General features: G+C 52.6%; 13 protein-coding genes. 6 read left to right on the forward strand and 7 right to left on the reverse strand.

What is annotated here, in order from left to right:
* Nucleotides 1–72 precede the first annotated feature (72 nt).
* From HPY71_14560 to HPY71_14585, 6 genes are all read right to left on the reverse strand, one after another.
* The gene (locus HPY71_14560) at nt 73–639 is read right to left on the reverse strand and encodes a hypothetical protein (protein NPV54714.1); all 567 of its coding nucleotides are present in this window, start codon (nt 637–639) and stop codon (nt 73–75) included.
* Entirely contained in the window at nt 629–1,468 is an 840-nt protein-coding gene (locus tag HPY71_14565; protein NPV54715.1) for a hypothetical protein, read from the reverse strand. The genes HPY71_14560 and HPY71_14565 overlap by 11 nt, the downstream gene beginning before the upstream one ends.
* Nucleotides 1,469–1,597: 129 nt before the next feature.
* Nucleotides 1,598–1,882: a hypothetical protein gene (locus HPY71_14570; protein ID NPV54716.1), complete on the reverse strand. Its 285-nt coding sequence runs from the start codon at nt 1,880–1,882 to the stop codon at nt 1,598–1,600.
* An 895-nt stretch (nt 1,883–2,777) separates the two neighbouring features.
* Complete coding sequence (locus HPY71_14575; GenBank protein ID NPV54717.1) at nt 2,778–3,785, reverse strand: hypothetical protein; 1,008 nt, start codon at nt 3,783–3,785, stop codon at nt 2,778–2,780.
* A gap of 177 nt (nt 3,786–3,962) precedes the next feature.
* Nucleotides 3,963–4,562 (reverse strand): hypothetical protein, encoded by a 600-nt coding sequence (locus HPY71_14580; protein ID NPV54718.1) that lies wholly within the window; start codon nt 4,560–4,562, stop codon nt 3,963–3,965.
* Complete coding sequence (locus HPY71_14585) at nt 4,563–5,174, reverse strand: hypothetical protein (protein ID NPV54719.1); 612 nt, start codon at nt 5,172–5,174, stop codon at nt 4,563–4,565.
* A gap of 186 nt (nt 5,175–5,360) precedes the next feature.
* Between HPY71_14585 and HPY71_14590 the strand changes: the two genes are divergently transcribed.
* The 6 genes from HPY71_14590 to HPY71_14615 all read left to right on the forward strand — a co-directional run bounded on the left by HPY71_14590 (nt 5,361) and on the right by HPY71_14615 (nt 14,121).
* Nucleotides 5,361–5,663 carry a hypothetical protein gene (locus HPY71_14590; protein NPV54720.1) on the forward strand — a complete coding sequence of 101 codons (303 nt, stop codon included), beginning with the start codon at nt 5,361–5,363 and terminating at the stop codon, nt 5,661–5,663.
* A gap of 71 nt (nt 5,664–5,734) precedes the next feature.
* On the forward strand, nt 5,735–7,339 hold the full coding sequence (locus HPY71_14595) for an SAM-dependent DNA methyltransferase (protein NPV54721.1): 1,605 nt from the start codon (nt 5,735–5,737) through the stop codon (nt 7,337–7,339).
* Nucleotides 7,329–8,663, forward strand: coding sequence for a DNA polymerase beta domain-containing protein region (locus tag HPY71_14600; GenBank protein NPV54722.1), 1,335 nt, complete (start codon nt 7,329–7,331; stop codon nt 8,661–8,663). The genes HPY71_14595 and HPY71_14600 overlap by 11 nt, the downstream gene beginning before the upstream one ends.
* The gene (locus HPY71_14605; GenBank protein ID NPV54723.1) at nt 8,653–10,308 is read left to right on the forward strand and encodes an ATP-dependent endonuclease; all 1,656 of its coding nucleotides are present in this window, start codon (nt 8,653–8,655) and stop codon (nt 10,306–10,308) included. Before HPY71_14600 ends, HPY71_14605 begins: the two co-directional genes overlap by 11 nt.
* A gap of 76 nt (nt 10,309–10,384) precedes the next feature.
* Nucleotides 10,385–13,459: a type I restriction endonuclease subunit R gene (locus HPY71_14610; protein ID NPV54724.1), complete on the forward strand. Its 3,075-nt coding sequence runs from the start codon at nt 10,385–10,387 to the stop codon at nt 13,457–13,459.
* A 38-nt stretch (nt 13,460–13,497) separates the two neighbouring features.
* Nucleotides 13,498–14,121, forward strand: a complete 624-nt coding sequence (locus HPY71_14615; GenBank protein NPV54725.1) for a hypothetical protein — start codon at nt 13,498–13,500, stop codon at nt 14,119–14,121.
* Nucleotides 14,122–14,354: 233 nt separating this feature from the next.
* Here the strand turns inward: HPY71_14615 and HPY71_14620 are convergent, their stop codons facing one another.
* A complete protein-coding gene (locus tag HPY71_14620) occupies nt 14,355–14,741 on the reverse strand; it encodes a hypothetical protein (protein NPV54726.1) in 387 nt (128 codons plus the stop codon).
* Nucleotides 14,742–15,135: the final 394 nt, after the last annotated feature.

A 15,135-nucleotide genomic window follows, 5' to 3' on the forward strand; every position in this document is an offset into this window, starting at 1 on the left:
CAAAGCAAAGGTTAGAGGCGGGGGGACAGTCTTCCTTCAACTGTCCCGCTTTTTCCCGGGAATTCCCCTTGCTCATTCCAGGGAATTTTGGTTGCTCATTTCAGGGAATTTCAGTGTACGAAAAACAAGTTTGCCGGCGAACTTGGCACTTCCGTCCTCGTATTCTATCCTTTCGGGGTTTGCGAACACCTTCTGCGCCTGGCTTTCTATGTGGCTTATGAGCTCTTCGAACTTCTGGAGCTTTGGGCTGGTCGTGGTGATGTTGTAGATCACGCCGAAAAACACGCTCGGGGCTATCTCCTTATCGTCCATGACGACTCTTAAGCACAATGCCTTGAGGTCGCTTGCGAACTCCGTCTTCGAGGTCCCGGCAATAGTCTGGGTTCTATTCTCGGGCACGAAGTAGACCGAGAAGCGGCGAATGAGCCACTGGTTGACGAATACTGGTTCAAGCCTCCTCGATGCCACCGTGGATATGCCATACCCGCCGGGCTTGCAGATCGCAAACTTCTCCGGCTCGTCGGCCAGCGCCGCTTCGATCTCTCGGATCATGTAGGACACTTCGTGGTAGAGTTTCTGCACGAACTCGAAAGCCCTCCTGGACTGTTCCGACAACCCTTCGAGCTCTTTAGTTTCCATTCTCCACCTCCCAGAATAGCCGCCTATCCCCTAACTCCATGATCTCCGGTGTTCTGAGCAGGCCGCGGAACATCTTCCTCTCGGCCATGAACAGGTGACGCTTCGGGGCGTCTATCCTCTCCGCCGTGGCAAGGGTCTTCGCGAACCCGATGAAGGCGCCCCTGAAGGTCGAGCCCCTGGCATCGTAGAAGAGAAATTCGGCCTCCGGAAGGGTGGCCTTGGCCCCCGCAAGGATTGCGTATCCGTAAAAGCCCCTGAGGTTTTTCCGGTCGAGGAGCTCGTGCAGGTCTTCAGCGAACTCGATCTCGTTTCTGCTCGTAAGCGTCCCGCTTTCCAGCAGGTTTTCCAGGAAGGCCGCGAACCGCTGCCAGCTCGTCGGCTTCAAGTACCGCATCATCTTTTCTGTGAGAACGAAACCCTTGTCCCCCTTGAAGTAGAAATCCGCGGTGATGGGGATGAAGAAAAACTCCTTGCCCAGCGATATCGCCTCTTTAAGACCGAGGCGCGCCTCCCTTTCCGCCTGGGGGTCCCTTACCTCGTCGCCGGCGCCAAAGCCCGAGAGGTACTTCGCCTCGAAAAGCAGGTAATAGCCGCCCACGATGATGACCACGTCTGGCTCTGTCCCGCCATCATAGGAAGGCCAGAACCTGAACTCCGCTTCCTCTGCCTCCCTCTCGCTTACCTTTAGGCCAAGCGCCTCCTCAAGGTACGCGCGCAGGCACTTGCCTCGGTCGGAGTATTTCAGAAACGAGAATACGTTGGAGGTGAGGACGTCCTCGCTTCGCTCGATGCCTCGCGAAAGCTTGCCGCGCAGTTCGGCTTCGATCATCGTTTTCTCCAGCGATAGGGGCCATCTAGATGAATATGGTAACTCCAGATAAGAGAGAGCACTTTTTCGGCGACTCAGGGCCGGTGCTCGGGCCGTAAGCGGAATAGGGCATCTTTCTTCCACCTCCTGTCACTCACTATTATATGCGCAGCCGAGGACACCTTCTTGCCCTGCCCGGATTTTCTGACAGGGCACGGCTTTGTCGCTGTCCGTCAAGTACCCGCTTTGTGGGCACAGCTCGGCTTTCCCCACAAAGCGCGAGGGGTGGGGCACAGCCCCACCGCGCCCGGCCTCGCCGGAACGGATTGTGGCGAGGCCGGCGCCTTGCCGGGCTTCGCTTTGCCGCCTGGGGCGAAGCCCGGTCGGCCCGGCATGGCGGGCTCTCGCCCGCGCATCGCCGCACGGCGATGCCATGCCGGGCACATCCCCGCGCCGCCGGGCTGGGTTTGAGGGCGAGGGAGATGCCCAAACCCAGCCGCGAGACGATGCGGGCCCCTTGGGCGACCCCGCTCACCGCGCCCAAGGGGCTAGCGTGCCGCATCGGCCGGCGGCGCGGGCGGGGCGATTTGGGGCCAATCCCGCCTACCCCACATCGCCCGGGTGCGCGGGGCGACGCCCCCGCGCCCATCCTGCTCGGCCTGGAGTGCGGGCCGAGCCCGGCACCGCGTGAGCGGTGCCGTGTGGCGCCATGGTTAGGGCGCCACACAAGGCTATGCCGGGAACCTGCACAGCCGGCATAGCCGCGTATGGGGCGGTTACCGCGCCCATGTGTCACAGGCTTCGCGGTGTCGGTGCTCCGACGCATTCCCGGGCAGGGAACGGGGTACTGTTATGGGGCTGTAAGCCACGAACGAACATTTCCTGGTGACCAAGGAAGGATTTAGCGCCGAGCGTCAAGCATAATTCAACCGTGCTGGAATTAATGGCATTGTTGCGGCTTCAAGGCGCTCCTTGAACCTTAATTAGGCGGGTTGTTATGTGCTCCCCCAGGTTCATTTTACTAGGGTTAGTACGGGGGGTTTGCAGAAAGTAAGTTGCGTAAAATACCAGCTAGATAGCTTAAATTATGTATATTTCTATGGAGAAGTATTCATGTTGGCATATTATCCATCTAATCCACTCCCAATTGCTCCCATCGTTCCCCGGAACCTTAGGCCGAAAAGTTGTGGCCACAACGCCAATTTGGAGGGCGTAACAAGCTGGCGGCAGATAGCTTTTCGAGCTTCTGGCAGAAGGCTGTGTGCCCCTGAATTAGGGCACTGGAAATATTTTTATCAATATAAAAATATAGAAATATAAATCAGAGTTTTCAGGTCTCCATCCCCCGGCGGTAGCGGGCCTCGAGCAACTCTTTTATGTTCGAGGGCACGATCTCGCGCAGGGTGCAAGGACCCCGCTCCGGGTGGTAGTAGTCGTACCAGATAGCATCGGTCGCCGGCGAGACAGTATTATCTCTGTCCAAAACCCCGGTGCAAAAGTCGGCGAAGCAGAAGCCGTAGCTGAAAACCTGTTCCCAACGGAAGAGGTCTGGCTTGATCGCGGTCATGGCATCATAAAGGGCTTTACGGTGCCTGCGCATATTCGCCCGGCCTGTCTTTACTGTGGAGCCCTCATTCTTGGGGAAAAGGAAGAGCAGAGCGGGAAAGTATGGCAGCTCAAGGCCAGATTTCGTCTTCCCCCAGGTATTGCTCACTAAGAAATGGATGAAGTTCTCCATTCGTTGTTTCACTCTGTCGTCTGACTTCCAGCTCAGCTCCAGCTCTAGGAAGTAGTAGAACGGCTGTATGTTGTACTTTGGGTCGAAATATCTCCAGGCAAAGATCGCATCGGGTCTGACTATCGCCCTCATGGAGCTCTTGTAGCGATGGAACTCGAAGGCATCATTGCGCCAGAATTCCAGCTCCCCGCCGCCAGACGTTGCCAACTGCAGCTTGAAATTGCGGAGTGCCCGTTCGTGTTTGCCCTGGAAGCGTCCCAAATAATCTTCGAGGTCATATCCCTTCCTCCTCAGGCGGTAGATCTCGGTTGCCGGCCACCAGAACTCCCGTATGATCGTGTCTTGGAGCACCTCTTCCAGCAAATGCCTCGCTTTCCTGCCCATTTGGAGGTAATAGACACGCTCGTATTTCCGCGACCCGGGCATCCATGGGCTTATGTGGTATATGGCTCCCATCCGCACCAGCTTGGCGAGGGAATCGAAGACGGTTATGTCCTCGCGGGGATATCCCCTGCGGGCGAGATAGTAGACGATCTGGAAGTACTCCAGCGGCCCGTAGTAGTAAAGGGCCTGCAATATCTCTGCCTCCATCTTCTTCACTTTCACGTACATCCTCGCCTCCGCCTGTTTAAACATCCCCCGGTTCCTAGCCGGGCTCCGGTGTGGCGGGCACACCGCTCCTTACATTTATTGTAACTTTTATCGCGGGGCGTGCCGTTCTGCGGGGAAAAAGGCCAAAGTGTCTTGCTGGCCGTTAGCGGCGGCCGTGTCCTGTAATCACTGGGGGTAGTCCTCGATAAGCATCCTGCGCGCGGCGTACACGCGTTCCAGGAGGACCTCCTCTGCGTGGACCAAGCGGCTGTCGGGCTTCACGCCCTCCACGTACCCCTCTATTTCATCCAGGCGCTTCAAGAGTCGCGGGCACAAATCGAGAAACGGCCGCACCTCAACCGCCTTGTACCAGGCGAACAAGGCAATTGCCTGCAAGAAGCTCGCCAGCGCCACTACGTTCTTATCCAGGCCGTACTCTAGCGCGTCTCCAAGCAAGGGGTCGCTGTCCTCTACGGAGGAGAGAATAATCTCCATGAATTCGGCGTCCCGTAACCGCCCTATGAGGTAGAGCAAGCGGTAACCGGCATATGCGGCGACTATCTGGAGCCGCAGGAATTTTACCCGCCCTTTCCAGTCCAGATTAGTCGTATCCGCTCTGCGCCCCTCGTACAGGGCGTTGATTATCTTAGCCACCTCGTCCATATCCGACTCCGCGTAATGAGGGGGAGAAGCCGCATTTTTCCTTGCCTTCATCTGGCGATGGAGGCGGGGAGGGCCCGCGTAAGGCCCTCGCCCCCATGCCTCCAAGGCGCCTCCGGTACTCACTCAAGCCCCCTTGCGGCCTTTTCCGAAAAGCGCGCGCTTGAGCCCGGTGAAGGATATCTCGCCCTCCTTCTCGCGCCATTTCACGGCCCTTATTCCCAGGCGGAAGAGCACGGCGGCCTTCTCCGGGTCAGTCCAGGCCGGCACCACGAGTATCTTGCCCGTTGTTGTGTGGTCACCCAGCAGGTCGCCGTACACGTAGCACTGGCCGACGCCACGGATGACGTCCGTCCAGTCTCCCTCGGCCTTAACCTCTATCACCGTGAGGGGCTCAAAGATCGCCAGGTCGGGGCGGGTCTCGCCGCCAAGGCCGGTGTTGGCCACCTCGATGCCCATGCCCGCAAGCTCGCGGGCGAGCTCGTTCACGACCAGCCCATGAACCCTGCTGGCGGTAAGCGTCCCGCCTTTGCGGTTGACGGAATAGCCGCTTTGGCGCTCGGGGGAGAAACCCGGCTTGCGCCGATGAGCGTTCCTTCTCTTGCTGTGCGCTCTGCGGGGAGTCTTGCGGTGATGCTGCCTCTTTTTAGGGCTGACTAGCGCCGTACAGGCTTTGGCCGCTTGGGACGCCGCGAGCGCTGCCTCGCGAGCCATCTCGCACTTGCGCTCCTTTGCCATTCTGCTCACCTCCTTTCCCGATACATTGAAGCTTCGAATTCGTCCCCGCAGGAACAGAAGGCTTGAGCTAAACCCTTAACATAGTCCAACTAACATTGGACATTATTAATGTACAACACCTATTGGACATAGTCAAGACTGATTGTCCTGCTCTCGGCTATAATTGGGCATGAGAGGGGAGGAGCCATGGCAGATTTCATCGACGAGCTTGAGGCGTTGCTGAAAAAGGACGGGGAGGCATCTCTGCGTTCCCTGGAGGCCAGGGTGAGGGCCCGTTTCGGCGAGGAAGCCAAGGTCAGCAAGAGCCTCATCAACTATTACCTGCAAAGAAAGACCTTGCCCACGTACCCAGCAATCTACCAGCTGGCTGTGGCCTTGGACTTGGATGCAAAGAAGCTGCTTGCCAAGCTGCACGAATATCGAAAGAAGTGCAGGGTGGAGGAAGAAGCAGAAGCCTACAGAAAATTCATTAGGAGCATTGGGATATAGTCGTTGCTTCTTACTTGGTGAGACTATGCGCAAGGGCGCGATAAGACGTTGACCGGCAGAGGTGATCCTTCATGGCAAAAACGAAAGGGAAGCAGAACAACAACCAGGGAGCGAACCTGGGCTTCGAGGAAAAGCTATGGGACTCCGCCAACAAGCTCAGGGGCAACATGGACGCCGCGGAATACAAACACGTGGTCCTGGGCTTGATATTCCTTAAATATATAAACGATGCTTTCGAGGCGCAAAGGCACAAGCTCGAGAAAGAACTTTCGGACCCAGAGAGTGAGTGGTACATCGAGGACATCGAAGAGCGTGGATACGCCCTAGAAGACCGCGACGAATACGCGGCGGCCAACGTATTCTGGGTTCCCAGGAAAGCGCGCTGGAACGGCCTCCAGGCCAATGCCAAGCAACCCACCATCGGCAAGCTAATAGACGATGCCATGATGGCCATCGAAAAGGACAACCCGGTGCTCAAAGGGGTGCTTCCAAAGGACTACGCGAGACCAACCCTGGACAAGCAGCGCCTGGGCGGGCTCATCGACCTTGTCGGCACTATCGGTCTGGGGGATGATGAGAACCGCAGCAAAGATATCCTCGGCCGGGTCTATGAGTACTTCCTGGGCAAATTCGCAAGCGCCGAAGGCAAGAAGGGTGGGGAGTTTTACACCGCCCGCTGTGTGGTACGCCTCTTGGTGGAGATGCTCGCACCCTATAAGGGAAGGGTTTACGACCCGTGCTGCGGCTCGGGCGGGATGTTCGTCCAGAGCGAGAGGTTCATCGAGGAGCACGGGGGAAAGCTCGGGGACATAAGCATCTACGGTCAGGAATCCAACCCCACCACCTGGAGGCTGGCCAAGATGAACCTGGCCATCCGTGGGATAGAGGCCAACCTGGGCCCTGAGCCTGCGGACAGCTTCCATCGAGACCTCCACCCGGACCTGAAAGCCGACTACATCCTGGCCAATCCCCCCTTCAACATGAAGGATTGGGGCGGAGAGAGGCTCCGCGACGATAAACGCTGGAAGTTCGGAGTTCCACCCACCGGAAATGCCAACTTCGCCTGGGTGCAGCACTTCATCCATCACCTTGCGCCTAACGGTATGGCAGGTTTCGTGCTCGCCAACGGAAGCATGAGCTCCAATCAATCGGGGGAAGGGGATATCCGCAAGAATATAATCGAAGCGGACATGGTGGACTGCATGGTGGCCTTGCCGGGTCAGCTCTTCTATTCAACCCAGATTCCCGTCTGCCTATGGTTCTTGACCAGGAACAAGAAAAACGGCCGCTTCCGGGATCGCAGTGGCGAGACCCTGTTCATAGACGCGCGCAAGATGGGCGTGATGGTGGACCGTACCCACCGCGAGCTCACCGACGAGGATATACGAAAGATAGCCGATACTTACCATTCCTGGAGGGGAGACAAAGACTATAAGAAATCATATGAGGATGTTCCGGGCTTCTGTAAGAGCGCGAACTTGGAGGAGATAAGGGAACATAACTATATACTTACGCCAGGGCGTTACGTCGGTGCCGAGCCCGTCGAGGATGACGGCGAGCCCTTCGAGGAGAAAATGAGACGCCTTACATCAGTCTTGAGAGAGCAGCTCAAAGAAGGAAAGGAACTGGAAGAAGCTATTAAAAAGAACTTGGGAATGCTAGGCTATGAAATCTAATCATCAATCAAAGCAAGAAAGGAAATCGTATCTACCGCCGAATTGGCAGCTAGTAACTATAAGAGACGTTGCGGTCATTAATGAATTGTCGATCAAAAGCGACTATGATTTCGAGACAATTGAATATATTGATATCGCATCAGTTAACAACGGGCTTATTGGCGAAACACAAGAGCTTGCTCTTTCTGAAGCGCCTAGCCGCGCTAAGAGAATAATAAGAGAAAATGATATCCTCATATCTTGTGTGCGCCCAAACCTTCGGCATTATGCATTTATAAAGAGGGCAATGCCTAATTCAGTTGCATCTACAGGATTTGCTGTAATCACTCCTAAAGAAGTTGAGGCGAGATATCTCTACTATTGTCTTATAACAAATGAGTACACTGAATATCTTACGCGGATCGCTGAAAGTCATACTTCTGCATATCCAGCCTTCAATCCAGATATCATTGGGAATTCAAAGATTCCATTGCCACCTGTAAAAGAACAACAAGCTATCGCTCACATCCTAGGTACTCTCGACGACAAGATTGAGCTGAACAGAAGGATGAATGAGACGCTGGAGGGAATCGCGCGGGCGATATTCAAGTCATGGTTCATCGTCTTCGATCCCGTCCGCGCCAAAGCTGAAGGCCGCGACCCTGGTCTTCCCAAACCCATCGCCGACCTCTTCCCGAGCAGATTTATCGATACAAAGCTAGGTAGGATACCGGAAGGTTGGCGGTTAAGCAAGATGGGTGATGAATTTAAAATAGTAATGGGGCAATCGCCACCAGGGTATACATATAATGAAGAGGGGAAAGGCTCACCTTTCTACCAAGGTCGTGTGGATTTTGGAGTAAGGTTTCCCTCTCGCCGTGTTTATTGCACAATGCCCACGAGGTTTGCAGAAGCTGGAGATACTCTTGTCACGGTTCGCGCGCCAGTTGGTGATACGAATATTGCTATAGAACGTTGTTGTATCGGGCGAGGCCTAGCTGCAGTACGCCACATTACTGGTAGTAGCTCGTATACATATTACTTCGTAAAGTCATTAGAAACGATTTTCAAACTTTTTGAGGCGGAGGGTACAGTCTTCGGCGCCGTCAATAAGGAAGGTTTAAATTCTATTGCATGTGTATCGCCACCAAATCGAGTTATCGAGCTTTTTGATAATCTCTGCGAACCATTGGATATGAAAATCAAACAAAATGAACTTGAGTCCCGAATTTTATCCTCTCTACGCGACGCCCTATTGCCAAAGCTTATCTCAGGCCAAATCCGGATTAGTGAACCTGGAAGAATAATTAGAGGAAAGAAATATGTTAACGCGTTTGCAGATTAAGAATTTCAGGAGTATCGAGGATATTGACATACCTATTGAACCGCTTACGGCATTTGTTGGACCCAATGGTGCAGGTAAAACCTCAATCTTAAGAGCAATTAATATTGTATTAGGTGAGATATGGCCCACCATTCGAAGCTTCCGAATACCGCAAGACTTTACCAACTTCGAAGCTTCTAGAGATCTTGAAATAGTTGTTTGGTTCGAACCACCATATGTGCATGTTGATACATTACGCACAGAGCATGAGATTTACGCAATCAGAGTCTCATGTAAGCCATATAGAAGAGCGACCAGAAAGAGTGCCGTTGGTGATCTACACGTTGAGACTGAGCCATTAAATTTAAAAGGAGAAGTCCCCAGTGTTGCGGTAACGCCTCCGCAGAAAGGTGTAAAACCACAATTCCGTCCTCTTGCTGTCGGTACTGAGCTTCGGGAGTCGGCCCGCTTATTGTTTATCGATCATCGAAGAAGTGTTGCTCAACATATACCAGGAGCTAGAGGTTCAATACTAGGACGGCTTCTTGAGAGGGCAAGAAAAGAATTTTCCCACGAATCAGAATTTAAAGATGCCTATGTGCAGGCGATGGAAGTACTGCGTACCGATACAGTAAAGGAGATAGAAGAAACAATCGCTACAACCGCAAAACAAATGTTGGGGTTTCTTGGTCGAGATATTTCAAAATCAATAGACATAAGATTCGGATTTACTGATCCCGCTAACCCTTTCAATTCTTTACGGTTACAATATGAGGAGTCCGGTCTATTAATTCCAGGAGAAGAATTGGGCTTAGGCATTCAAAGCGCAATCGTGGTAGGGATTTTTGAAGCATACCGGCAGCTTGGCGGAGAGTTTGGTACTGTCGTCATCGAAGAACCGGAGATGTATCTTCATCCCCAAGCTCAACGATACTTCTATCGATTAATTTCTGAAATCGTAGACAATGGGCAATGCCAAGTAATCTATTCTACACATTCGCCTGTATTCGCAGATGTTAACCGTTTCGAGTGCTTGCGGCTTGTTCGAAAGAATATAGGCCAGAATACATATATCAGCTTTGTGCAAAAGAAAGACTATAAGGAGCTGGAAAAAGCGAGGAGTAGATTGAAAATAGCAGGGAAGTTCGATTTAGCGAGAAACGAGGTCCTATTTGCTAATCATGCATTATTAGTGGAAGGACATGGGGATAAAATTGCCGCACTATATGTTGCAGAGCTACTCGGCATTGATGTTGATGCTGAAGGATTTTCAATAGTTGATTGTGGAGGCAAGTCAGGCATTATCCTTGTCGCACTTGTTTGCAGGCTACTATCTATACCATTTGATGTGCTGCATGATGGAGACATTTGGCCAATTGACGATGCTACAGACCGAAAGAAGCAAGAGGAAGACAACAATAAAGAAGAGGCGTTGAATAAGAGGATTAAGGAAGTAGTTCAGGATTCTGGCCAGATATTTGTTATAAATCCAACTCTAGAAGAAGCCCTAGGGATTGGCCGTAATGCAAGCGATAAACCTAATAAAATCGCGGAGAGACTACAGAACATGAGACTAGAAGATTTACCAGAAACACTAGTCTCCGCTGTAAGAGCGCTTCGAGCCGAGCCGGAAGAAAGGGTTAACATCGAGAGGATAGATTTCTAGACAGGATCACTTACTTATTGCGAAATTATCAAGAATGAAAATATAAAATTCGGGCTGTGAACTTTAAGGGGAGTCAGTGGAAACTTTGTTCTATGAATCTGTTGTCGAAGAAGCAGCTCTCTCATGGTTTGAGGGACTCGAGTACACCATATTACATGGGCCAGAGATAGCGCCCGGGGAGCTCTTCGCGGAACGCGATAGCTATGAAGAAGTGATTCTTACCAGGAGGCTTCGTGATGCTCTTGCTTTGTTAAATCCTTACCTGCCCCATGAAGCTATAGATGATGTGCTCAGGAAGGTGGCTGTCTCTTATCATCCTTCGCTTGAGCTCAATAACCGGGATTTCCACTATATGTTAACGGATGGAGTCCCAATAGAGTACCAGGATGAGGAACGCATAGTCCACGGTTACGCCAGGCTCATTGATTTCGATAACCCCGAAAACAACGACTTCCTTGCGGTTAATCAGTTCACCGTGATCGAGAACAATAACAATAGAAGGCCGGATGTGGTCATCTTCGTAAACGGATTGCCTATCGCGGTAATCGAGCTTAAAAACCCCCTGGATCCCAACGCTGATATCTGGTCCGCGTTCAGCCAGCTTCAGACCTACAAGGCCCAGATCCCTTCTCTATTCCACTATAATGAGGTGCTGGTAATCTCCGATGGTTTTGAGGCCAGGATGGGTTCTCTGACCTCTAACCGGGAATGGTTCCTTCCCTGGCGCACCATCGAGGGGGACGATGTGGCACCCCTCACCTCACCCCAACTTGAGGTCCTTATCAAAGGCGTCTTCGAAAAAAGCCGCCTGCTACGGTTGCTACGCAATTTTATCGTCTTTGAAGAACAGCCCAGGGGAGGGTTGGAGAAGAAAATATGTGGATACCATCAGTTCCATGCGGTAAAGGCAGCAGTAGAGGCGACGGTCGAGGCCTCCCGGCCTGATGGGGACAGGCGCTGCGGGGTAGTCTGGCATACCCAGGGTTCGGGCAAGAGTCTGACCATGGTCTTTTATACCGGAAGCATCATCCAACATCCAGAGATGGAAAACCCAACCATCGTTGTTATCACTGACAGGAACGACCTCGACGACCAGCTTTACGGCACCTTCTGCCGCTGCCAGGAGCTGCTCCGGCAGGCCCCAGTGCAGGCGGAGAGCAGGCAGCACCTTCGCGAGCTGCTCAAGGTATCCTCTGGGGGCGTCGTCTTCACCACCATCCAGAAGTTCATGCCCGAAGCCAAAGGGGACACATATCCGCTGCTTTCAGAGCGCAGGAACATCGTAGTCATGGCGGATGAGGCCCACCGCAGCCAGTACGACTTCATCGACGGTTTCGCCAGGCACATGCGGGATGCCCTGCCCAATGCGAGTTTTATCGGGTTTACCGGTACGCCCATCGAACTAGCGGATAAGAATACCCGCGCGGTCTTCGGAGACTATATCAGCATCTACGACATAAGGCGAGCTGTAGAGGATAGGGCCACAGTGCCCATCTATTACGAAAGCCGCCTTGCCAAACTAGAGCTCGACCCCGAAGAACGGCCTCACCTGGACGAAGCGTTCGAGGAGGTTACCGAGGGCGAGGAGGTCGAGAGGAAGGAGAAACTCAAGACCAAGTGGGCTGCGCTTGAGGCCGTGGTTGGCGCGGAAAGGCGCATAAGTCTGATCGCCCAGGATATCGTGGACCATTTCGAAAAGCGCCTGGAGGTGATGGACGGCAAAGCCATGGTGGTGTGCATGAGCCGGCGCATCTGCGTAGCCCTCTACGATGCCCTGATAAAGCTGAGACCGGAATGGCACGACGAGGATGATAGCAAAGGTTTCCTGAAGGTAGTGATGACCGGTTCGGCCTCTGACCCAGCTGATTGGCAGCAGCATATAAGAAACAAGCAGAGGCGAGAGGAGCTCGCCGACCGCTTCCGGGACGCGAACGATCCTTTCAAGATGGTCATTGTGCGCGATATGTGGCTCACGGGTTTCGACGTCCCCAGCCTGCATACCATGTATATAGACAAGCCGATGCGCGGCCATGGCCTCATGCAGGCTATCGCGCGGGTTAACCGCGTATTCAAGGACAAGCCCGGGGGCTTGGTCGTAGATTACTTAGGCATAGCTGACCAGTTGCGCAGTGCCATGCATGAATACACCGAAAGCGGGGGCAAAGGAGATACTGCCTTGGACCAGGCAGAGGCCGTGGCGGTGATGAAGGAGAAATACGAGGTATGCTTGGGGTTATTTCATGGCTTCGATTGGTCGGCCTGGCATTCGGGAACCGCCGCTGAGAAGATGGGCCTTCTGCCCCAGGCCCAGGAGTTCATCCTTTCCCAAAAGGACGGAAAAGAGCGGCTACTCCAGGCGGTGACGGAGCTCTCCAGCGCTTTTGCCCTGGCGGTACCACATGAGGACGCCTTGCGCATAAGGGATGATGTAGGTTTTTTCCAGGCCGTGAGGGCTGCGCTTTCGAGGACTACAGCTGAACGTAAGAAGGCGGAAGCGGAGATTGAGCACGCCATACGGCAGATCGTGGACAAAGCCATCGCCCCGGATGAGGTTATAGATGTCTTCGAGGCGGCAGGGCTTCCCAAGCCGGATATATCCATCCTGTCCGACGAGTTCTTAGAGGAAGTGAAGAACCTCCCCCATCGCAACCTGGCCGTTGAGCTACTGCGCAAGCTGCTCAACGACGAGATAAAGGTGCGTTCGCGAAAGAACCTTGTGCAATCCCGCTCCTTTGCCGAATTGCTTGAAAAGTCGATACGTGCCTACCAGAACAGGACCATCGAGGCCGTGCAGGTCTTAGAGGAGTTGATAGAGCTAGCCAAGCAGATGCGGGAGGCGGCCCGCAGGGGCGAAGACCTGGGGCTTACGGAAGAGGAGCTCGCCTTCTACGACGCGCTGGAGACCAACGACAGCGCCGTGGCCATACTCGGAGACGAAGTCCTGAAGGCGATAGCCCAGGAGCTTGTGGAGACGGTGAGGAAGAACATCACCATAGATTGGACGGTAAGGGAAAACGTGCGTGCCAAGATGCGCGTAATGATAAAGAGGATATTGCGAAAACACGGGTACCCGCCGGACAAGCAGGAGAAGGCTACCCAAACCGTCTTGGAGCAAGCGGAACTGATATGCGGGGACTTGGTTAAGAATTAATCTCTGGCTGTGTATTTACAGAGATCTATAGGGGAAACATGGAGAACGAAGCAGCGGAAATACTGAGGGAAGCTCTTCGTAGGTTGAGAGAGAGCTATGGAGAGAGATATATGACTCAGTATTTCACCGAGCGCGATATCGTTAGAGAGCTTCAGGCACACCTTATACAAATCGCAAATGACGAGAAAAAGCCTCTTATCGTCATCCATAACTATCCAGTTGAGAGGGATGGAAAAAGAGCTTTACTTGTAGATTTAGCAATTATCAGCGAAGAGAACAAGGACGAGAAAGGCGGTCTTGATATAGCAATAGAATTCAAGTATGAACCCGACCATGAACGAATGATAAAGAGACCTTTCTCCAAGCAAGGAATACTCTATAGCAAATTGCCAGTCGTTCAGAGGGGTGATGTCGCCAAAGATATTCGGAGAATAGAAGATTTTGTTAACGGCAAGGATTCTATATCCGGAGCTGATTTATTACCAAATATAGAGAATGCGTATGCGATTCTAATCGATGAGGGTGGATATCACTACAGATACAACAGAAAGGGATTTGAGGATTTGGGCGGAGAATGGAAAGAATGGTCGGAAAAAGGAAAAGTATTCATAGTGAAGAAATCAAAACCCCATTCATATGCACCAGACATATTTTCCGGGTGAGGACTAATGCTGAAGGTAGGTAGAAACCATTAACCTCAGCCGGTTTCATGGATTAATCTCGTTGTCTCAGAACATACTTATCTCTACTATCGGGAAGGTGGCCCCGTGGCATTTGTAAGCATCTGTTGTAAAGGGTAAGCGAAAAAGCCTCTCGATGATGTTTATGCAACGCATTGTGTGAAAACTATTTCCTGCCATGCCCTCTTCATCCTGAAGAGCATTGCCTGGGGCCTTCACCTCCTCCGATTTCTATATGAGGTCCTCGAGCAGAAAATCTGCGTCCAGTTAGTGTTTCTTTTCTCAGCGTTTCTTCTAGGCCATTTCTGTCTAGCTGCAGCAAGCACAAGACAGGAGGCAAAGTTTAAAAAGACCCTGACCATCCAAGAGCGCCTGCGCACCTCGCAGGATAACCTTTCCAGGTGATTGATGGAGCGGATATGACACCAATTATTTCCTGTAAATGAGTTTAAGGTAAGCGTGTCCTCAAGACTCTCGTGAAGCAGGGAGCAGGTCTCGGGAAGGAGCTTGCGTAAGCGGGATACGACCCTTTCCGCTTTGGCCTCATACCCCGGGCATGCATAGCCCTGGTGTTCACCCACGGTTCCTTTCCGTACAACCAATCCCTCCTCGAGCCTTACCTGAATCGGCTCTCGAAAGAATTGTAATGGTAGCTCTGGTTGGTGCACCTTTGATGACTATAATCGGTGCAGTATTATCTGACCACAAACGATTGTGCTGGTCGTACTGGTTGGCGCACTTAAATGATTGTAATCGAGACAGCTTTATCTGACCATAAACATTTCTGCGGGTAGCGTATAACAATTTGTGTCTGGACTCCTAGGGCGACAATAGATAGCCTTCCTCTTGTATAGGTGAACAACCAAACAAGGAGGAAGGCTATGTCGAAACGTGATGAGCACGCTTCAAGGGAAATGGTCACACGTTTAAGGGAAGAGGTCAAGCAGAGGGAAAAGGCGATTATGCAGAGGCTCATGGAGGAGGAAAGGGAGCTCT

It is taken from the genome of Bacillota bacterium, from assembly GCA_013178125.1.
GTDB lineage: Bacteria > Bacillota > SHA-98 > Ch115 > JABLXJ01 > JABLXL01.